This is a genomic window from Actinoplanes sp. NPDC051537 (assembly GCF_055586105.1).
Genome location: NZ_JBVJIU010000031.1, coordinates 63,062 through 76,516, shown reverse-complemented (window position 1 = coordinate 76,516; position 13,455 = coordinate 63,062). Strand labels below are relative to the sequence as shown.

General features: G+C 73.3%; 13 protein-coding genes and 1 rRNA gene. 12 read left to right on the top strand and 2 right to left on the bottom strand.

Annotation, left to right across the window (positions count from 1 at the left end):
* A 5S ribosomal RNA gene (rrf, locus tag ACZ6TB_RS46430) occupies positions 1 to 88 on the top strand; the annotation flags it as partial.
* Positions 89 to 318: 230 nt separating this feature from the next.
* Here the strand turns inward: rrf and ACZ6TB_RS46425 are convergent.
* A complete protein-coding gene (locus ACZ6TB_RS46425) occupies positions 319 to 1,917 on the bottom strand; it encodes a hypothetical protein (protein ID WP_465567500.1) in 1,599 nt (532 codons plus the stop codon).
* On the opposite strand from ACZ6TB_RS46425, the gene ACZ6TB_RS46420 reads away from it, so the two are divergent.
* The 4 genes from ACZ6TB_RS46420 to ACZ6TB_RS46405 are packed head-to-tail and all read left to right on the top strand — an operon-like array spanning position 1,873 to position 5,889.
* Positions 1,873 to 2,859, top strand: coding sequence for a hypothetical protein (locus tag ACZ6TB_RS46420; RefSeq protein ID WP_465567506.1), 987 nt, complete (start codon positions 1,873 to 1,875; stop codon positions 2,857 to 2,859). The two genes, ACZ6TB_RS46425 and ACZ6TB_RS46420, sit on opposite strands and share 45 nt — an antisense overlap.
* 2 nt (positions 2,860 to 2,861) lie before the next feature.
* Positions 2,862 to 3,866, top strand: coding sequence for an HAD-IIA family hydrolase (locus ACZ6TB_RS46415; RefSeq protein WP_465567497.1), 1,005 nt, complete (start codon positions 2,862 to 2,864; stop codon positions 3,864 to 3,866).
* A gap of 57 nt (positions 3,867 to 3,923) precedes the next feature.
* A complete protein-coding gene (locus ACZ6TB_RS46410) occupies positions 3,924 to 5,201 on the top strand; it encodes a methyl-accepting chemotaxis protein (protein ID WP_465567494.1) in 1,278 nt (425 codons plus the stop codon).
* A 55-nt stretch (positions 5,202 to 5,256) separates the two neighbouring features.
* Positions 5,257 to 5,889 (top strand): flavin reductase family protein, encoded by a 633-nt coding sequence (locus ACZ6TB_RS46405; RefSeq protein ID WP_465567491.1) that lies wholly within the window; start codon positions 5,257 to 5,259, stop codon positions 5,887 to 5,889.
* Here ACZ6TB_RS46405 and ACZ6TB_RS46400 read toward each other — a convergent pair.
* The gene (locus ACZ6TB_RS46400; protein WP_465567489.1) at positions 5,867 to 6,202 is read right to left on the bottom strand and encodes an SCP2 sterol-binding domain-containing protein; all 336 of its coding nucleotides are present in this window, start codon (positions 6,200 to 6,202) and stop codon (positions 5,867 to 5,869) included. The genes ACZ6TB_RS46405 and ACZ6TB_RS46400 overlap by 23 nt on opposite strands.
* A 107-nt stretch (positions 6,203 to 6,309) precedes the next feature.
* Between ACZ6TB_RS46400 and ACZ6TB_RS46395 the strand changes: the two genes are divergently transcribed.
* The 7 genes from ACZ6TB_RS46395 to ACZ6TB_RS46365 all read left to right on the top strand — a co-directional run bounded on the left by ACZ6TB_RS46395 (position 6,310) and on the right by ACZ6TB_RS46365 (position 13,453).
* Positions 6,310 to 7,284, top strand: coding sequence for a phasin family protein (locus ACZ6TB_RS46395; protein WP_465567486.1), 975 nt, complete (start codon positions 6,310 to 6,312; stop codon positions 7,282 to 7,284).
* Positions 7,285 to 7,288: 4 nt separating this feature from the next.
* Entirely contained in the window at positions 7,289 to 7,579 is a 291-nt protein-coding gene (locus tag ACZ6TB_RS46390) for a hypothetical protein (RefSeq protein ID WP_465567483.1), read from the top strand.
* A 4-nt stretch (positions 7,580 to 7,583) separates the two neighbouring features.
* Positions 7,584 to 8,429, top strand: coding sequence for a TlyA family RNA methyltransferase (locus ACZ6TB_RS46385; protein ID WP_465567480.1), 846 nt, complete (start codon positions 7,584 to 7,586; stop codon positions 8,427 to 8,429).
* Entirely contained in the window at positions 8,426 to 9,313 is an 888-nt protein-coding gene (locus ACZ6TB_RS46380; protein WP_465567477.1) for an NAD kinase, read from the top strand. The genes ACZ6TB_RS46385 and ACZ6TB_RS46380 overlap by 4 nt, the downstream gene beginning before the upstream one ends.
* Before the next feature lie 97 nt (positions 9,314 to 9,410).
* Positions 9,411 to 11,156 (top strand): DNA repair protein RecN, encoded by a 1,746-nt coding sequence (gene recN / locus ACZ6TB_RS46375; RefSeq protein ID WP_465567474.1) that lies wholly within the window; start codon positions 9,411 to 9,413, stop codon positions 11,154 to 11,156.
* A gap of 151 nt (positions 11,157 to 11,307) precedes the next feature.
* Entirely contained in the window at positions 11,308 to 12,486 is a 1,179-nt protein-coding gene (gene steA, locus ACZ6TB_RS46370) for a putative cytokinetic ring protein SteA (RefSeq protein WP_465567471.1), read from the top strand.
* 19 nt (positions 12,487 to 12,505) lie between these two features.
* Positions 12,506 to 13,453 (top strand): copper transporter, encoded by a 948-nt coding sequence (locus ACZ6TB_RS46365; protein ID WP_465567468.1) that lies wholly within the window; start codon positions 12,506 to 12,508, stop codon positions 13,451 to 13,453.
* Positions 13,454 to 13,455: the final 2 nt, after the last annotated feature.

Below are 13,455 nucleotides of genomic sequence, written 5' to 3'. Positions count from 1 at the left end.
CGGTCTCATTCCGAACCCGGAAGCTAAGCCCTCCAGCGCCGATGGTACTGCACTCGGGAGGGTGTGGGAGAGTAGGACGCCGCCGGACTCAACGTGACAGACGAGGGCCACCCCGGTTGGGGTCGGCCCTCGTCTGCGTTTGCGCGTTTGCGCCCCGGTAACTTTGAGTGTTGAGGCACGCCCACGTGAGGTTGGGCCGCCGTGTCGGAAGGAATGACCGTGACTACAGGACCGCACGACGGCGGCTCCAGCAACCGCGACGACGAGCGCCGGGCCGGCCGCGGTCGGGACGGAGACTCGTCCCACCGTGGCGCGCGGTCATCCGGCGATCGGGGCGGCAACCGGGACGACCGCGGTGGCTACCGCGGCGGCGACCGGGACCGTGGCGGCGATCGCGGCGGCTTCCGTGGCGGCGACCGTGACCGCGGCGGCGACCGTGGTGGTTACCAGGGTGGCGGCGACCGCGGTGGCGACCGTGACCGTGGCGGCGACCGTGGTGGTTACCAGGGTGGCGGCGACCGGGGTGGATATCGCGGTGGCGACCGTCCGCAGGGTGGCGGCTATCAGGGTGGCGGCGACCGGGGTGGATATCGCGGTGGCGACCGTCCGCAGGGTGGCGGCTATCGAGGTGGCGGCGATCGGGACCGTGGCGGTTACCAGGGTGGCGGCGATCGCGGTGGATATCGCGGTGGCGACCGTCCGCAGGGTGGCGGCTACCGGGGTGGTGGCGACCGTGACCGCGGCGGCTATCAGGGTGGCGGCGACCGGGGTGGCTACCGTCCGCAGGGCGATCGGCCCCAGGGCGACCGGCCTCAGGGTGGCGGCTACCGGGGTGGCGGCGACCGTGACCGCGGCGGCTATCAGGGTGGCGGCGACCGGGGTGGCTACCGTCCGCAGGGCGATCGGCCCCAGGGTGACCGGCCTCAGGGTGGCGGCCACCGGGGCGGCGGCGACCGGGACCGTGGCGGCTATCAGGGTGGTGGCGACCGGGGTGGATATCGCGGTGGCGACCGGCCCCAGGGTGGCGGCTATCGAGGTGGCGGCGACCGGGACCGGGGTGGATACCGTCCGCAGGGCGATCGGCCCCAGGGCGACCGTCCGCAGGGTGGCGGCTACCGGGGCGGCGGCGACCGGGACCGCGGCGGCTATCAGGGTGGCGGCGACCGGGGTGGATATCGCGGTGGCGATCGGCCCCAGGGTGGCGGCTACCGGGGTGGCGGCGACCGGGACCGTGGCGGTTACCAGGGTGGCGGCGACCGCGGCGGATACCGCCCGCAGGGCGACCGGCCGCAGGGTGGCGGCTACCGCGACCGGCCTCAGGGTGGCGGCTACCGTGACCGGGACGACCGCGGCGGGTTCCGTGGTGGCGACCGGGACCGTGGTGGATACCAGGGTGGCGGCGACCGGGGTGGCTTCCGCTCGGACCGTCCGCAAGGTGGCGGCGACCGGGGTGGCTTCCGCTCGGACCGTCCGCAAGGTGGCGGCGACCGGGGTGGCTTCCGCTCGGACCGTCCGCAGAGTGGCGGCGACCGGGGTGGATACCGGCCGCAGGGCGACCGGCCGCAGGGTGGCGGCTATCGCGACCGGGACGACCGCGGCGGCTTCCGTGGCGGGGACCGCGACCGGGACGACCGCGGTGGGTTCCGCGGGGACCGGGAGCGCGGTGGGTTCCGTGGCGACCAGGACCGCGAGCGCGGCGGGTTCCGCAGTGACCAGGACCGCGAGCGTGGTGGATTCCGTGGCGACCAGGACCGCGACCGGGACAACCGGGGCGACGAGGCGCAGGGCGGCGAGCAGCCGGCCGCGTTCCAGGCGCCGGACATCCCGGACGAGGTCGTGGCCACCGACCTCGACCAGGAGGTGCGCGCCGAGCTGGTCTCGCTCGCGCGGGACGTCTCGGACAAGGTCGCGCGGCACCTCGTAGCGGCCGGGCAGATCATCGACGAGGACTCCGAGCTCGCGCTTCAGCACGCGATCGCGGCCCGGCGGCTCGCGTCGCGGATCGCCGTGGTGCGCGAGGCGGTCGGGCTGGCGGCGTACGCGGCGGGGGACTGGACCACCGCCATCGCCGAGCTTCGCACGTACCACCGGATGACCGGACGCCAGACGCACCTGGCCGAGATCGCCGACAGCGAGCGGGCACTTGGCCGCCCGGAGCGGGCGATCGATCTCTTCCGGGGCGCCGACATGGAGACCCTCGACAAGTCGGGCGCGATCGAGCTGCTGATCGTGGCCGCCGGCGCCCGTGGCGACCTCGGTCAGCACGACGCCGCGGTGGCGATGCTGCAGGTGCGGGAGCTGACCACGGACGACGACGCCGAGTGGGCGGCACGGCTGCGGTACGCGTACGCCGATGCCCTGCTCGCCGCCGGCCGGCGCGAGGAGGCCCGCGAGTGGTTCTCGCGTGCCGCCGCGGTCGACGACGACCAGCTGACCGACGCCACCGAGCGCCTGCTCGAGCTCGACGGCATCACGATCGAGGGCGAGGACGAGGACGAGGCCGACGCCCTCGCCGACGAGGCCGGCGCACCCGGCGACGAGGACGACGAGGACTCGGCCGGCGACGACGGGCACGCGTCCGATGACGATGACGATGCTGACGACGACGATGCTGACGACGACGATGCTGACGACGACGATGCTGACGACGACGATGCTGACGACGACGATGCTGACGACGACGATGCCCGCGACGAGGACGACGACGACTTCGACGAGTTCGAGGACGACGAGGACGCGGACGAGGAAGACGAGATCGAGTCGTCGGCCACCGGGCTGCCCGCGGACAGCGACGACGACGAGGACGACGACGAGATCGTGGACGAGGACGCGGCGATCGCCAAAAAGTCCGAGGAGTGACCGTGGGCGACGGGCTGGCGGGCGGCTATGACCTGGTCATCTTCGATCTGGACGGGGTCGTCTACCTGATCGACAAGCCGATCCCGGGCGCCGCCGAGGCCGTCGGCCGGCTGCGCGCGTCGGGGACCTCGGTGGCGTACGCGACCAATAACGCCTCCCGCCGCGCGGCCGACGTCGCCTCGCTGCTCACCGGCATGGGTGTTCCGGCCGAGCCGGACGAGGTTCTCACCTCGGCCGGCGCGGCCGCCGCCGTGCTCGCCCAGCGGCTCCCGGCCGGCGCCCCGGTGCTGGTGGTCGGCGCCGACGCGCTGCGCGCCGAGGTGACCGACGCCGGGCTCACCCCGGTCTCCACCGCCGAGGAGAAGCCGGAGGCGGTCGTGCAGGGCTTCGGCCCCGAGGTCGGCTGGAAGGTGCTCGCCGAGGCCGTGCTGGCGGTGCGGGCGGGCGCCACCTGGGTCGCCACCAACACCGACCGCACGCTGCCCAGCCCGCGCGGCCCGCTGCCCGGCAACGGCTCGCTGGTCGCGGTGCTGCGCACGGCGCTCGACCGCGAGCCCGACGTGGTCGTCGGCAAGCCGCAGCCGGGGCTGTTCACGACCGCGGCCTCGCTGTCCGGAGCCGAGCGGCCGCTGGTCGTCGGCGACCGGCTGGACACCGACATCCAGGGCGCGGTCGGCGCCGGCATGGACTGCGTGCTGGTGCTCACCGGCGTGAGCGGCCCGGCCGACCTGCTGGCGGCGCCGCCGGAACGCCGCCCGACCTTCGTGGCCGACAACCTGGGCGCGCTGTTCCGCGCGGCCGAGGACGCCCGGCTCCCGCTGCGGCTCGAGGCGGCCGGGGGCTGGCGGGTGACGGTCGAGGGCGACCGCGCCCGGCTGGACGGCTCCGGCGACCCGATCACGGCGCTGCGGCTGCTCTGCGCGGCGACCTGGAACGGCGTGCCGGTGACCGGCATCGAACCGGTCTCGCCCGACGCCGCCACGCTGCTCGACGCCTGGGGTCTGTAACCGGCGACTTTTCCGGACCGCACCCGGCGGACGGGGGTCAACCCCGATCATCGGGGTATGCCGTCCCCAATTGCCCAGCTGCCCCGGGGCGCGCGGCTGTCCGACGCGTCTTGGCGCGCTCGGCACCGGATCGTCCTGGGGCTGCTCTGGCTGCACGTACCGGCGTTTCTCCTGCTCGGCATCCTCGGGCCGCGGCCGATCGCCGAGGGCGTCCTGCTGCCGCTCGGCATCGCCGCGGTCGCCGCCGGCACCCGGATGCTGCCGAGCCCGCCCGCGCAGTCGACGCTGACCGCGGTGGGGCTGATCGCCTGCACGTTCGTGGCGATCGAGCTCTCCGGCGGCGCCATGTCGGCGCACATCCACCTCTACGCGATCCTCATCTTCGTGGCGCTCTACCAGCAGTGGTCGCCGCTGATCTGCTCGGTGCTGGTCGTCGTCGTGCACCACGGCGTGTTCGGCCTGATCGCGCCGCACCGGGTGTTCGGCATGCATCTGACCACCACCGGGGCGATCGGGCAGGTCGCGCTGCACGCCGGGCTGGCCGCGCTCGAGGTCGCCGGGATCGTGGTGTTCTGGCACTTCGCCGAGGTCGCCGAGCGGGAGAACGAGGTGCTCGCCGAGCAGGCCGAGCAGGCGCGGCGGGAGACCGAGGCGGCCGAGCTGGTGGCCCGCGAGCAGGCGGCGGCCGACCTGCGGCGGCGCTCCGACGACGCGGCCGAACAGGCCCGGCAGATCACCGAGGCGGTGGCGACGATCAGCGCCGAAGCGCATGCGGCGATCACCGCGGTGGGCGAGGTCGACCACAAGCTCAACGAGCTCACCGCGTCGGTGCGGGGCATCGCGGAACGCTCGGAGCGGGCGGCGGAGACGGCGGCGAGCGGCAAGGAGGCGGCGGTGTCGGCGGGCGACAAGGTACGCCGGCTGGAGCGCTCGGTCGGGGAGATCGCGGACGTCAACGCGTTCATCGCGTCCCTCGCCGATCAGACGAACCTGCTCGCGCTCAACGCCACCATCGAGGCCGCCCGCGCCGGCGAGGTCGGCAAGGGCTTCGCGGTCGTGGCCGGCGAGGTGAAGGACCTGGCCCGGGAGACCGCGACGTCGGTCGGCAAGGTCAACGAGGTGATCGCCGCGATCGTGGCCGAGACCGGCGACGTGGCACAGACGTTCGGCACCACGACCCAGGCCGTCGGCGACATCCACGAGCTGCAGATGACGATCGCCGCCGCGGTGGAGGAGCAGGTCGCCGTCCTGACCGACGTGACCGGGCAGCTGTCCCAGGCCACGGCCGCCGCCGACCAGGTGCTGGCCGGGCTCGACCGGCTCGCCGGCGGCTGACGCCAAGTCCGTTTTCCGCCAGCGTCGAGGGGTGCCCGCGGGCCAGGATCGAAGCATGCATCTGGTACCCGGACTCAAGGTTCTGTACTTCGGCACGCCGGTTGTGCTCGTCTCGACGCTCAACCCGGACGGCACCGCGAACCTCGCCCCGATGTCGTCGGCGTGGTGGCTCGGCCAGTCCGCGATGCTCGGCATGGGCGACGCCAGCCAGACGGCGGCCAACCTGCGCCGGCACGGCGAGTGCGTCCTCAACCTGCCGTCGTCCGCCCTCGTGACGGCCGTCGACCGCATCGCGCTGACCACCGGCAGGCGCGAGGTCAGCGGCTACAAGGTGGCGCAGGGATACCGGCACGTCGCCGACAAGTTCGCGCTCGGCGGGCTGACCCGGCAGGAGTCCGACCTGGTGGCGCCGCCCCGCGTGGTGGAGTGCCCGATCCAGCTGGAGTGCCGGGTGACGTCGGCGAGACCGTTCGGGGCGCCCGACCTGAACGCGCACGGCTACGAGGTGAAGGTGCTGCGCACGCACGTCGAGGAAGATCTGATCATTCCCGGTACGGCGTACGTGGATCCGCTCAAGTGGGATCCGTTGATCATGAAGTTCTGCGACTTCTTCGGCGGCGGCGAGAACATTCACCCGTCCCGGCTGGCCGAGGGGTGGCGGATGCCTACAGCAGCTTCCGCAGTTTGAGCAGGTCGAACGGGTTGGCCTTGACCGAGATCTGGCGCGAGGCGATGGCCCGGGTGACGTCGAGCTTGCCGGTCAGCAGCGCGATCAGGTGGTCGCTGTCGGCGGTCAGGGCGATCTTGGCCTTGGGGTCGTCACCGTCGGCGATGTCGAGCAGGCGGCCGCCGCTCAGCCGGGCGTGAAACGCGGTCCCGAGGTCGGGGACACGGCACGCGAGCGTACGCTCGAAGTCGAGTTTTCCCTGGGCGTCGGCGTTGCGCTCGAGCTGGGCGGCCAGGCTCCCGAGGGCAGCCCGGCATTCCTCCACGGTGGCCATTCGACACCTTTCCTCGCGACACCTCGCCGATGCGCACGGTACCTCACGATCGCACGCGAACCGCCCGGTAGCGTGACACCCGACGCGAGCCCCGAGAGGAGCGAATCATGCCGGACGCATGGCGGGCGTATCTGGAGATGGCGCTCGGTTTGACCGAGACGCCCCGCAAGCGCGCCCAGAAGGCGGTGGGCGACCTGGTCAACCGGGGCGGCGCCACCGCTACGCAGGTGCAGGGACTGGTCGAGGACCTGCTGTCGGCCGGCATGGCCAACCGGGAGGCGCTGACCAACATCGTCCGCTACGAGGTGGACAAGGCGCTGGGCGTGGTCGGGCTGGCCACCGCCGAGGAGGTCACCGAGCTGACCACACGCGTACGCGATCTGGAGAAGCAGCTCCGTGACGCGCGCGAGCGGGTCGCCAAGGCCGATAGGCCCGCCGAGGCCGCGATCGGCGGGACGCGGCTGGACAAGCCGGCGCCGGCGCCGCGCAAGGTGGCCAAGAAGGCCCTGGCCAAGAAGGCCGTGAAGAAGGCGACGCCGAATGCGATGCCGGCCGCGGGGACCACTCCGGCCACGCCGGCGGGGAACGCGCCCGCTCCGGCTGCGGCGCCCGCTCCGGCTTCCGCGCCCACGCGAGCTTCCGCACCCACACCGGCTCCCGCGCCCACCCCGGCTCCCCCTTCCGCCGCGGCTCCCACGCCGGTCAAGAAGGCGGTCGCGAAGAAGGCCGTGAAGAAGGCGACGCCGCCGGGCACCGCGAAGGCGCCCACCGCCGGCGTGCGGGAGGCCGCGGCCGAGGTGGTGCTGCCGCCGTCTCCGGTGGCCGCGGCCGAGCCGGCCCCGCTCACCGAGGCGATCGGCGACGCGCTTCCGCCGGCCGAGGCGGCGGCGCTGTCCGCGCTGGCGTCCGAGGGCGGCGCGTCGCCCGCGCCGGCTCCGGAGAAACCCGCGCCGGCTCCGGGGAAACCCGCGCCGGCTCCGGGGAAGAAGGCCGCCGCGGCCAAGAAGGCGCCGGCCAAGAAGAGCGCACCGGCCAAGAAGGCGGCCAAGAAGGCCGCGCCGAGCAGCGAGCCGGAGGCCTAGGTTCATGACGTATCCGCACAACCCGCAGCCGGGTCCGCGTCCCGGTCCGCCGTCGCCCGGCGGGTTCCGGCCCGGTCCGCCGCCCGGCGGTGGGTTCCGGCCGCCGCCCGCGCCTCCGCAGCCGTACTCGGAGCCGGCCGAGCGCCGGATCGTCGAGGAGACCGGGCACCCGGCCGTCGACGCCGTGCTGCGGTCGCTCGCCAACGCCGCTCAGCTGGCGCCCGGCGAGCAGATCGCCGCCTACGAGGCCGCGCACCAGGTGCTGCAGGAGACGCTCTCGAGCATCGAGGGCTGAGCGGATGGCACGTCGTGCCCGGCTCGACGCCGAGTTGGTGCGCCGCAAGCTGGCCCGTTCCCGCGAGCAGGCGGCGGCCCTCGTCGAGGCCGGCCGGGTGCAGGTGCGCGGCACCGTCGCCCGCAAGGTCGCGGCGATGGTCGACCCGGCTGACCCGGTGCTGGTGACCGGGGAGGACCCGGTCACCGAGTACGTCTCGCGGGGCGGTCACAAGCTCGCGGGCGCGCTGGCCGCCTTCGCCGGCCTGGCCGTCGAGGGGCGGCGCTGCCTGGACGCGGGCGCCTCCACCGGCGGCTTCACCGACGTGCTGCTGCGCGCCGGCGCCCGCCAGGTGGTCGCGGTCGACGTCGGCTACGGGCAGCTGGCCTGGCCGATCCGCAACGATGAACGGGTCGTCGTCATGGAGCGGACCAACGTACGTACGCTCACCCCGGATTTGATCGAAGGCCCGGTGGATCTCACCGTGGCCGATCTCTCCTTCATCTCGTTGCGTCTCGTGCTGCCCGCGCTCGCCGCCTGCACGGTGACCGACGGTGACCTCGCGCTGATGGTCAAGCCGCAGTTCGAGGTGGGCAAGGAGCGGGTCGGCACCGGCGGTGTGGTGCGCGACTGGCGGCTGCGGGCCGAGGCGGTGCTCGACGTGGCCGCCGCCGGGCAGGCGCTGGGCCTGGGCGTGGCCGGGGTGGCCGCGAGTCCGCTGCCGGGGCCGAGCGGGAACGTCGAGTTCTTCGTCTGGTTCCGCCGGGACGCCCCGCCGGCCGATCGTGTGGAGATCGAGCGAGTGGTCGCCGCGGGGCCCGCCGGAGAGGTAGCTTCTGGCGCGCCGGAGACCTTTTTGGAGGACCAATGATGCGGTCTGCCCTGCTGGTGACGCACACCGGGCGCCGGCAGAGTGCCCAGCACGCCCGGGCGGTGGCTCGTGACCTGCTGCAGGCCGGTTTCGAGGTGCGGGTCGTCGCCGAGGAGGTGGCCGACCTCGACCTGCCCGAGGAGGTCACCCCGGTCAGCGGGCCGGAGGCGGCCGAGGGCGCCGAGATCGTGCTGGCGCTCGGCGGCGACGGCACGTTCCTGCGGGCGGCCGAGCTGGCCCGGCCGGCCAAGGCGCCGCTGCTCGGCATCAACCTGGGCAAGGTCGGCTTCCTGGCCGAGGCCGAGATCGACGACATCGACCAGGCCGTCGCCGAGGTCGTCGCCGGCACGTACAAGGTGGACGAGCGGCTCACGCTGGACGTCCGCGCCGAGTACGGCGGCCGGGTGATCGCCGAGTCGTGGGCGCTCAACGAGGTCAGCGTCGAGAAGGGGCAGCGGGCGCAGATGCTCGAGCTGCTCGTCGACGTGGACGGGCGGCCGCTGGCCCGGTACGGCTGCGACGGTGTGGTGTGCGCGACCCCGACCGGCTCGACGGCGTACGCGTTCTCGGCCGGCGGCCCGGTGGTCTGGCCCGAGGTCGAGGCGTTGCTGCTGGTGCCGATCAGTGCCCATGCCCTGTTCTCCAAGCCGCTGGTCACCGCGCCGACGTCGTCGTTCGTGGTGACCGTCGACCCGTACACGTCGTTCGCCGTCCTCTGCTGCGACGGCCGTCGCACCTGGGACCTGCCGCCCGGCGCGCAGGTCACGGTCGAGCGCGGGCAGCTGCCCGTACGGCTGGTGCGTCTTGCTCCCCGGCCGTTCACCGATGTCCTCGTGGCGAAGTTCGCGCTGCCGGTGGAGGGCTGGCGGGGTAATCGACGTTGATCAACGGTTTTATTTCTGGGGTTTTCCGCCGCGGGTAAACAGAGCTCGTGGGGTCCGCGGTGGGCAATTGTCGGTGGGCACCACTACTGTCTGCCCTGTGCTGGAGGAGTTGCGGATCACCGGTCTCGGCGTCATCGACGACACGACGCTGAAGCTGACGTCGGGCATGAACGTCATCACCGGTGAGACCGGTGCGGGCAAGACCATGGTCGTGACCGGCCTCGGCCTGCTGTTCGGCGGCCGGGCCGACGCCGGGCGGGTGCGTGCCGACCCCGGTCGCGCGGTCGTCGAGGGCCGGTTGCGGCTCTCCGGCGCGCTGGCCGACTCGGTGCAGACCCGCATCACCGAGGCCGGCGCCGAGGTCGACGACGACGGCTCGGTGCTGCTCAGCCGCACGGTGACGATCGAGGGCCGGTCCCGCGCGCACGTGGGCGGCCGCAGCATGCCGGTGGCGATGCTGGCCGAGGTGGGCGAGCAGGTGCTGGCCGTGCACGGGCAGTCCGACCAGCTGCGCCTGCTGCGCCCGGCCGAGCAGCGGGGCGCGCTCGACCGGTTCGCCGGCCCCGAGCACGAGAAGCTGCTGGAGACCTATCGCGAGGCGTTCGCGCGCTGGCGGGCCGTGGTCGACGACCTGGCCGACCGGCGGCGCAACGCCCGCGCCCGCTCGCAGGAGGCCGACCTGCTCAAGCTCGGCCTCGACGAGATCAGCCGGGTCGACCCGCAGCCCGGCGAGGAAGACGATCTGCGCGCCGAGGTGCAGCGCCTCGAGCACGCCGAGGGCCTGCGGGTGGCCGCGGCCACGGCGGCGCAGGCGCTCGCCTCCGGCGTCGAGGCCACCGACGACGCCCCCGACGCGGCCCAGCTGCTCGGCCTGGCCCGCCGCACGCTCGAGGCGCAGTCGTCGGTCGACCAGTCGCTGTCCGACCTGGCCGCCCGCCTCGAGGAAGCGGCCACCCTGGTCGGCGACGTGGCGTCGGAGCTGTCGGCCTACCTGAGCTCGCTGGACGCCGACCCGGCCCGGCTCGAGCAGATCTACGAGCGGCGGGCCGAGCTGCGCGGGCTGACCCGCAAGTACGCGGACGACATCGACGGCGTGATCGCTTGGGCCGAGAACGCCCGGTCGCGGCTCGCCGCCCTCGACACGTCCGACGAGCTGCTCGACGAGCTGGACAAGGAGCGCCAGCGGCTGGCGGCGCAGGTGGGCGAGCTGGCCGCGCGGCTCACCGAGGCCCGGGTCGAGGCGGCGAGCCGCTTCTCGTCGGCGGTCAGCGTCGAGCTGGCCGGCCTGGCCATGCCGCACGCCCGGGTCGAGGTCGCCGTGGTCCCGCGGTCGCCGGGCCGGGACGAGCCGACCGTCAACGACCTCGCGGTGGGCCCGGACGGCGCCGACGAGGTCGAGCTGCGCCTGCTGGCCCACCCCGGCGCCCCGTCCCTGCCCCTGCAGAAGGGCGCCTCCGGCGGCGAGCTCTCCCGCGTGATGCTGGCCATCGAGGTCGTCTTCGCCGGCGCGGGCGGCCCACCGACCCTGGTCTTCGACGAGGTCGACGCCGGCGTGGGCGGCCAGGCCGCGGTCGAGATCGGCCGCCGGCTGGCCCGGCTGGCCCGCACCCACCAGGTGCTGGTGGTGACTCACCTGCCGCAGGTGGCCGCGTTCGCCGACCGGCATCTGGTGGTCGCCAAGGACACCGGCGGGGCGATCACGACGAGCGGGGTGCGGATCGTCGAGGAGACCGAGCGGGCGCGGGAGCTGTCGCGCATGCTGGCCGGTCTGCCGGATTCCGATCTGGGGATCGCGCACGCCGAGGAGTTGCTGGCGGTCGCGGGGCGCGAGAAGAGGGGCTGAGGGCGGCCGGCGGCGGCATATGGGGCTGATCAAAGGGCGCGCGCGTGGCATGATGGTGGCACGGGACTAGTGGGGCGTTATGCCCTTTTTGTGGGTGAGATCGCGCATGTCGCGTGCCAGGCGTGTGATCCGGCATGTCAGGATGGCCGGGATGCGACTTCCCACTCTGCGCCGTGCCCGCAGTCTCGACCCTGAGGCCGTTGTCGGCACCGCCCGCCTCGACCGCCGCACCAAGCGGCTCACCGGTCGGCTGCGCCCGGGCGACATCGCCGTGATCGATCACGTCGACATCGATCGGGTGGCGGCCGACGCGCTGGTCGCGGCGGGGGTGGCCGCCGTGCTGAACGCCAAGCCGTCGATCTCGGGGCGCTACCCGAATCTCGGGCCCGAGGTGCTCATCAAGAACGGCGTGCTGCTCGTCGACGACCTCGGCGAGGAAGTGTTCGAGGGGCTGCACGAGGGCGACCTGGTCACCATCGACGGCGACACCGTCCTGCTCGGGGGCGAGCCCGTCGCGAGCGGCGTCCGGCAGGACACGGACACCGTGGCCGCCTCGATGGCCGACGCCCGGGAAGGGCTCTCCGTGCAGCTCGAGGCGTTCGCGGCGAACACCATGGACTATCTCAAGCAGGAGCGCGACCTGCTGCTCGACGGCGTCGGCGTGCCGGACGTGCAGACCCGGATCGCGGGGCGGCACGTGCTGATCGTGGTGCGCGGCTACGACTACAAGGACGACCTGGACGTCCTGCGGCCGTACATCCACGAGTACAAGCCCGTCCTGATCGGCGTGGACGGCGGCGCCGACGCGCTGGTCGAGTCGGGCTACACGCCTGACATGATCATCGGGGACATGGACTCGGTCACCGATGACGTGCTGCGGTGCGGGGCCGAGGTGGTCGTCCACGCGTACCCGGACGGCCGCGCGCCGGGGCTCGAGCGGGTGCACAAGCTCGACGTCGACGCGCTGACCTTCCCGGCCGCGGCCACCAGCGAAGACCTGGCGATGCTGCTGGCCGACGAGAAGGGCGCGACCCTGATCGTCGCCGTGGGCACGCACGCCAACCTGGTCGAGTTCCTCGACAAGGGCCGCGGCGGCATGGCCTCGACGTTCCTCACCCGGCTCAAGGTCGGCGGCAAGCTCGTCGACGCCAAGGGCGTCAGCCGGCTCTACCGGCAGAGCATCTCCGGCTCGGCGCTGCTCCTGCTCGTGCTGGCCGCGGTGGCCGCGATGGCCTCGGCGGTGGCGGTCTCCACCGTCGGGAAGGCGTACCTCACCGTGGTTTCCGAGTGGTGGGACAATCTGGTCTTCCAGCTGGGCCACCTCTTCTAGAAGCTCCGAGGCGTTTGTCGTGATCAATTTCCGGTACCACGTGGTGTCGCTCACCGCGGTCTTCCTCGCCCTGGCCATCGGCCTGGTCGTGGGCACCGCCGCGCTCAACGGGCCGGTGGCCGACAACCTCAAGAATCAGATCGGCGCGCTGAACAAGGACCTGGGCAACAAGCGGGACCAGATCAACCAGTACCGCGAGGAGATCGACCGCAACCAGGACTTCGCCACCGAGACCGCGCCGGCGCTGCTCAACAACAAGCTGACCGGCCGCAAGCTGCTGGTGATCGCCCTGCCGGGCACCAACGACTACGCCAACGGCGTGATCGCGATGCTCAAGGTCGCCGGGGCGACGATCACCGCGAAGGTGACGGTGCAGGACAAGTTCTTCGACCCGAACGGCACGCTCGACCTGCTCGACCTGGCCGGCCGCGCCTCGCAGCCGACGATCCAGATGGACGGGCTGCCGGTCAACAGCGACGCGGTCGAGACGGCCAGCGCCCAGCTCGCGCTCGGGCTGATGCAGCGCACCGGCACCCAGGCGAGCGCCGACGACGTGGCGGCGCTGCTCACCGCGTACACCAAGGGTGGTTATCTCGCGGTCGACGACAACGCGACCGGTGGCGCCGAGGCCGCGGTGATCGTCTCGGGCGAGCCGCCGACCGACAAGGACGCCGCCAAGAAGAACCAGGCCGCGCTGACCATGGCCGACCAGTTCGGCAAGGACCAGTTCGGCAAGGACCGGCCGCTGGTGGTCGGCGGCACCGCGGTCGGCGACGGCAACCTGGTCTCGGCCGTGCGCGGCGACCCGACGCTGGTCAAGACGATCTCCACGGTGGACAACGCGAGCACCGTGCAGGGCCAGGTCGCGACCGCGATGGCCACGATCGAGCGGGTCGTGCAGGGCAAGACCGGGCAGTACGGGCTGGCCGCCGGCGCCTCCTCGATGGTGCCGAAGGCCGCGGCGTAGCG

Bases quoted from the DNA above. Each gene is read 5' to 3' on its own strand.
- ACZ6TB_RS46410 (WP_465567494.1), top strand. From the start codon at position 3,924: ATGCCGTCCCCAATTGCCCAGCTGCCCCGGGGCGCGCGGCTGTCCGAC.
- ACZ6TB_RS46405 (WP_465567491.1), top strand. From the start codon at position 5,257: ATGCATCTGGTACCCGGACTCAAGGTTCTGTACTTCGGCACGCCGGTT.
- ACZ6TB_RS46400 (WP_465567489.1), bottom strand. From the start codon at position 6,202: ATGGCCACCGTGGAGGAATGCCGGGCTGCCCTCGGGAGCCTGGCCGCC.
- ACZ6TB_RS46395 (WP_465567486.1), top strand. From the start codon at position 6,310: ATGCCGGACGCATGGCGGGCGTATCTGGAGATGGCGCTCGGTTTGACC.
- ACZ6TB_RS46390 (WP_465567483.1), top strand. From the start codon at position 7,289: ATGACGTATCCGCACAACCCGCAGCCGGGTCCGCGTCCCGGTCCGCCG.
- ACZ6TB_RS46385 (WP_465567480.1), top strand. From the start codon at position 7,584: ATGGCACGTCGTGCCCGGCTCGACGCCGAGTTGGTGCGCCGCAAGCTG.
- ACZ6TB_RS46380 (WP_465567477.1), top strand. From the start codon at position 8,426: ATGATGCGGTCTGCCCTGCTGGTGACGCACACCGGGCGCCGGCAGAGT.
- steA (WP_465567471.1), top strand. From the start codon at position 11,308: ATGCGACTTCCCACTCTGCGCCGTGCCCGCAGTCTCGACCCTGAGGCC.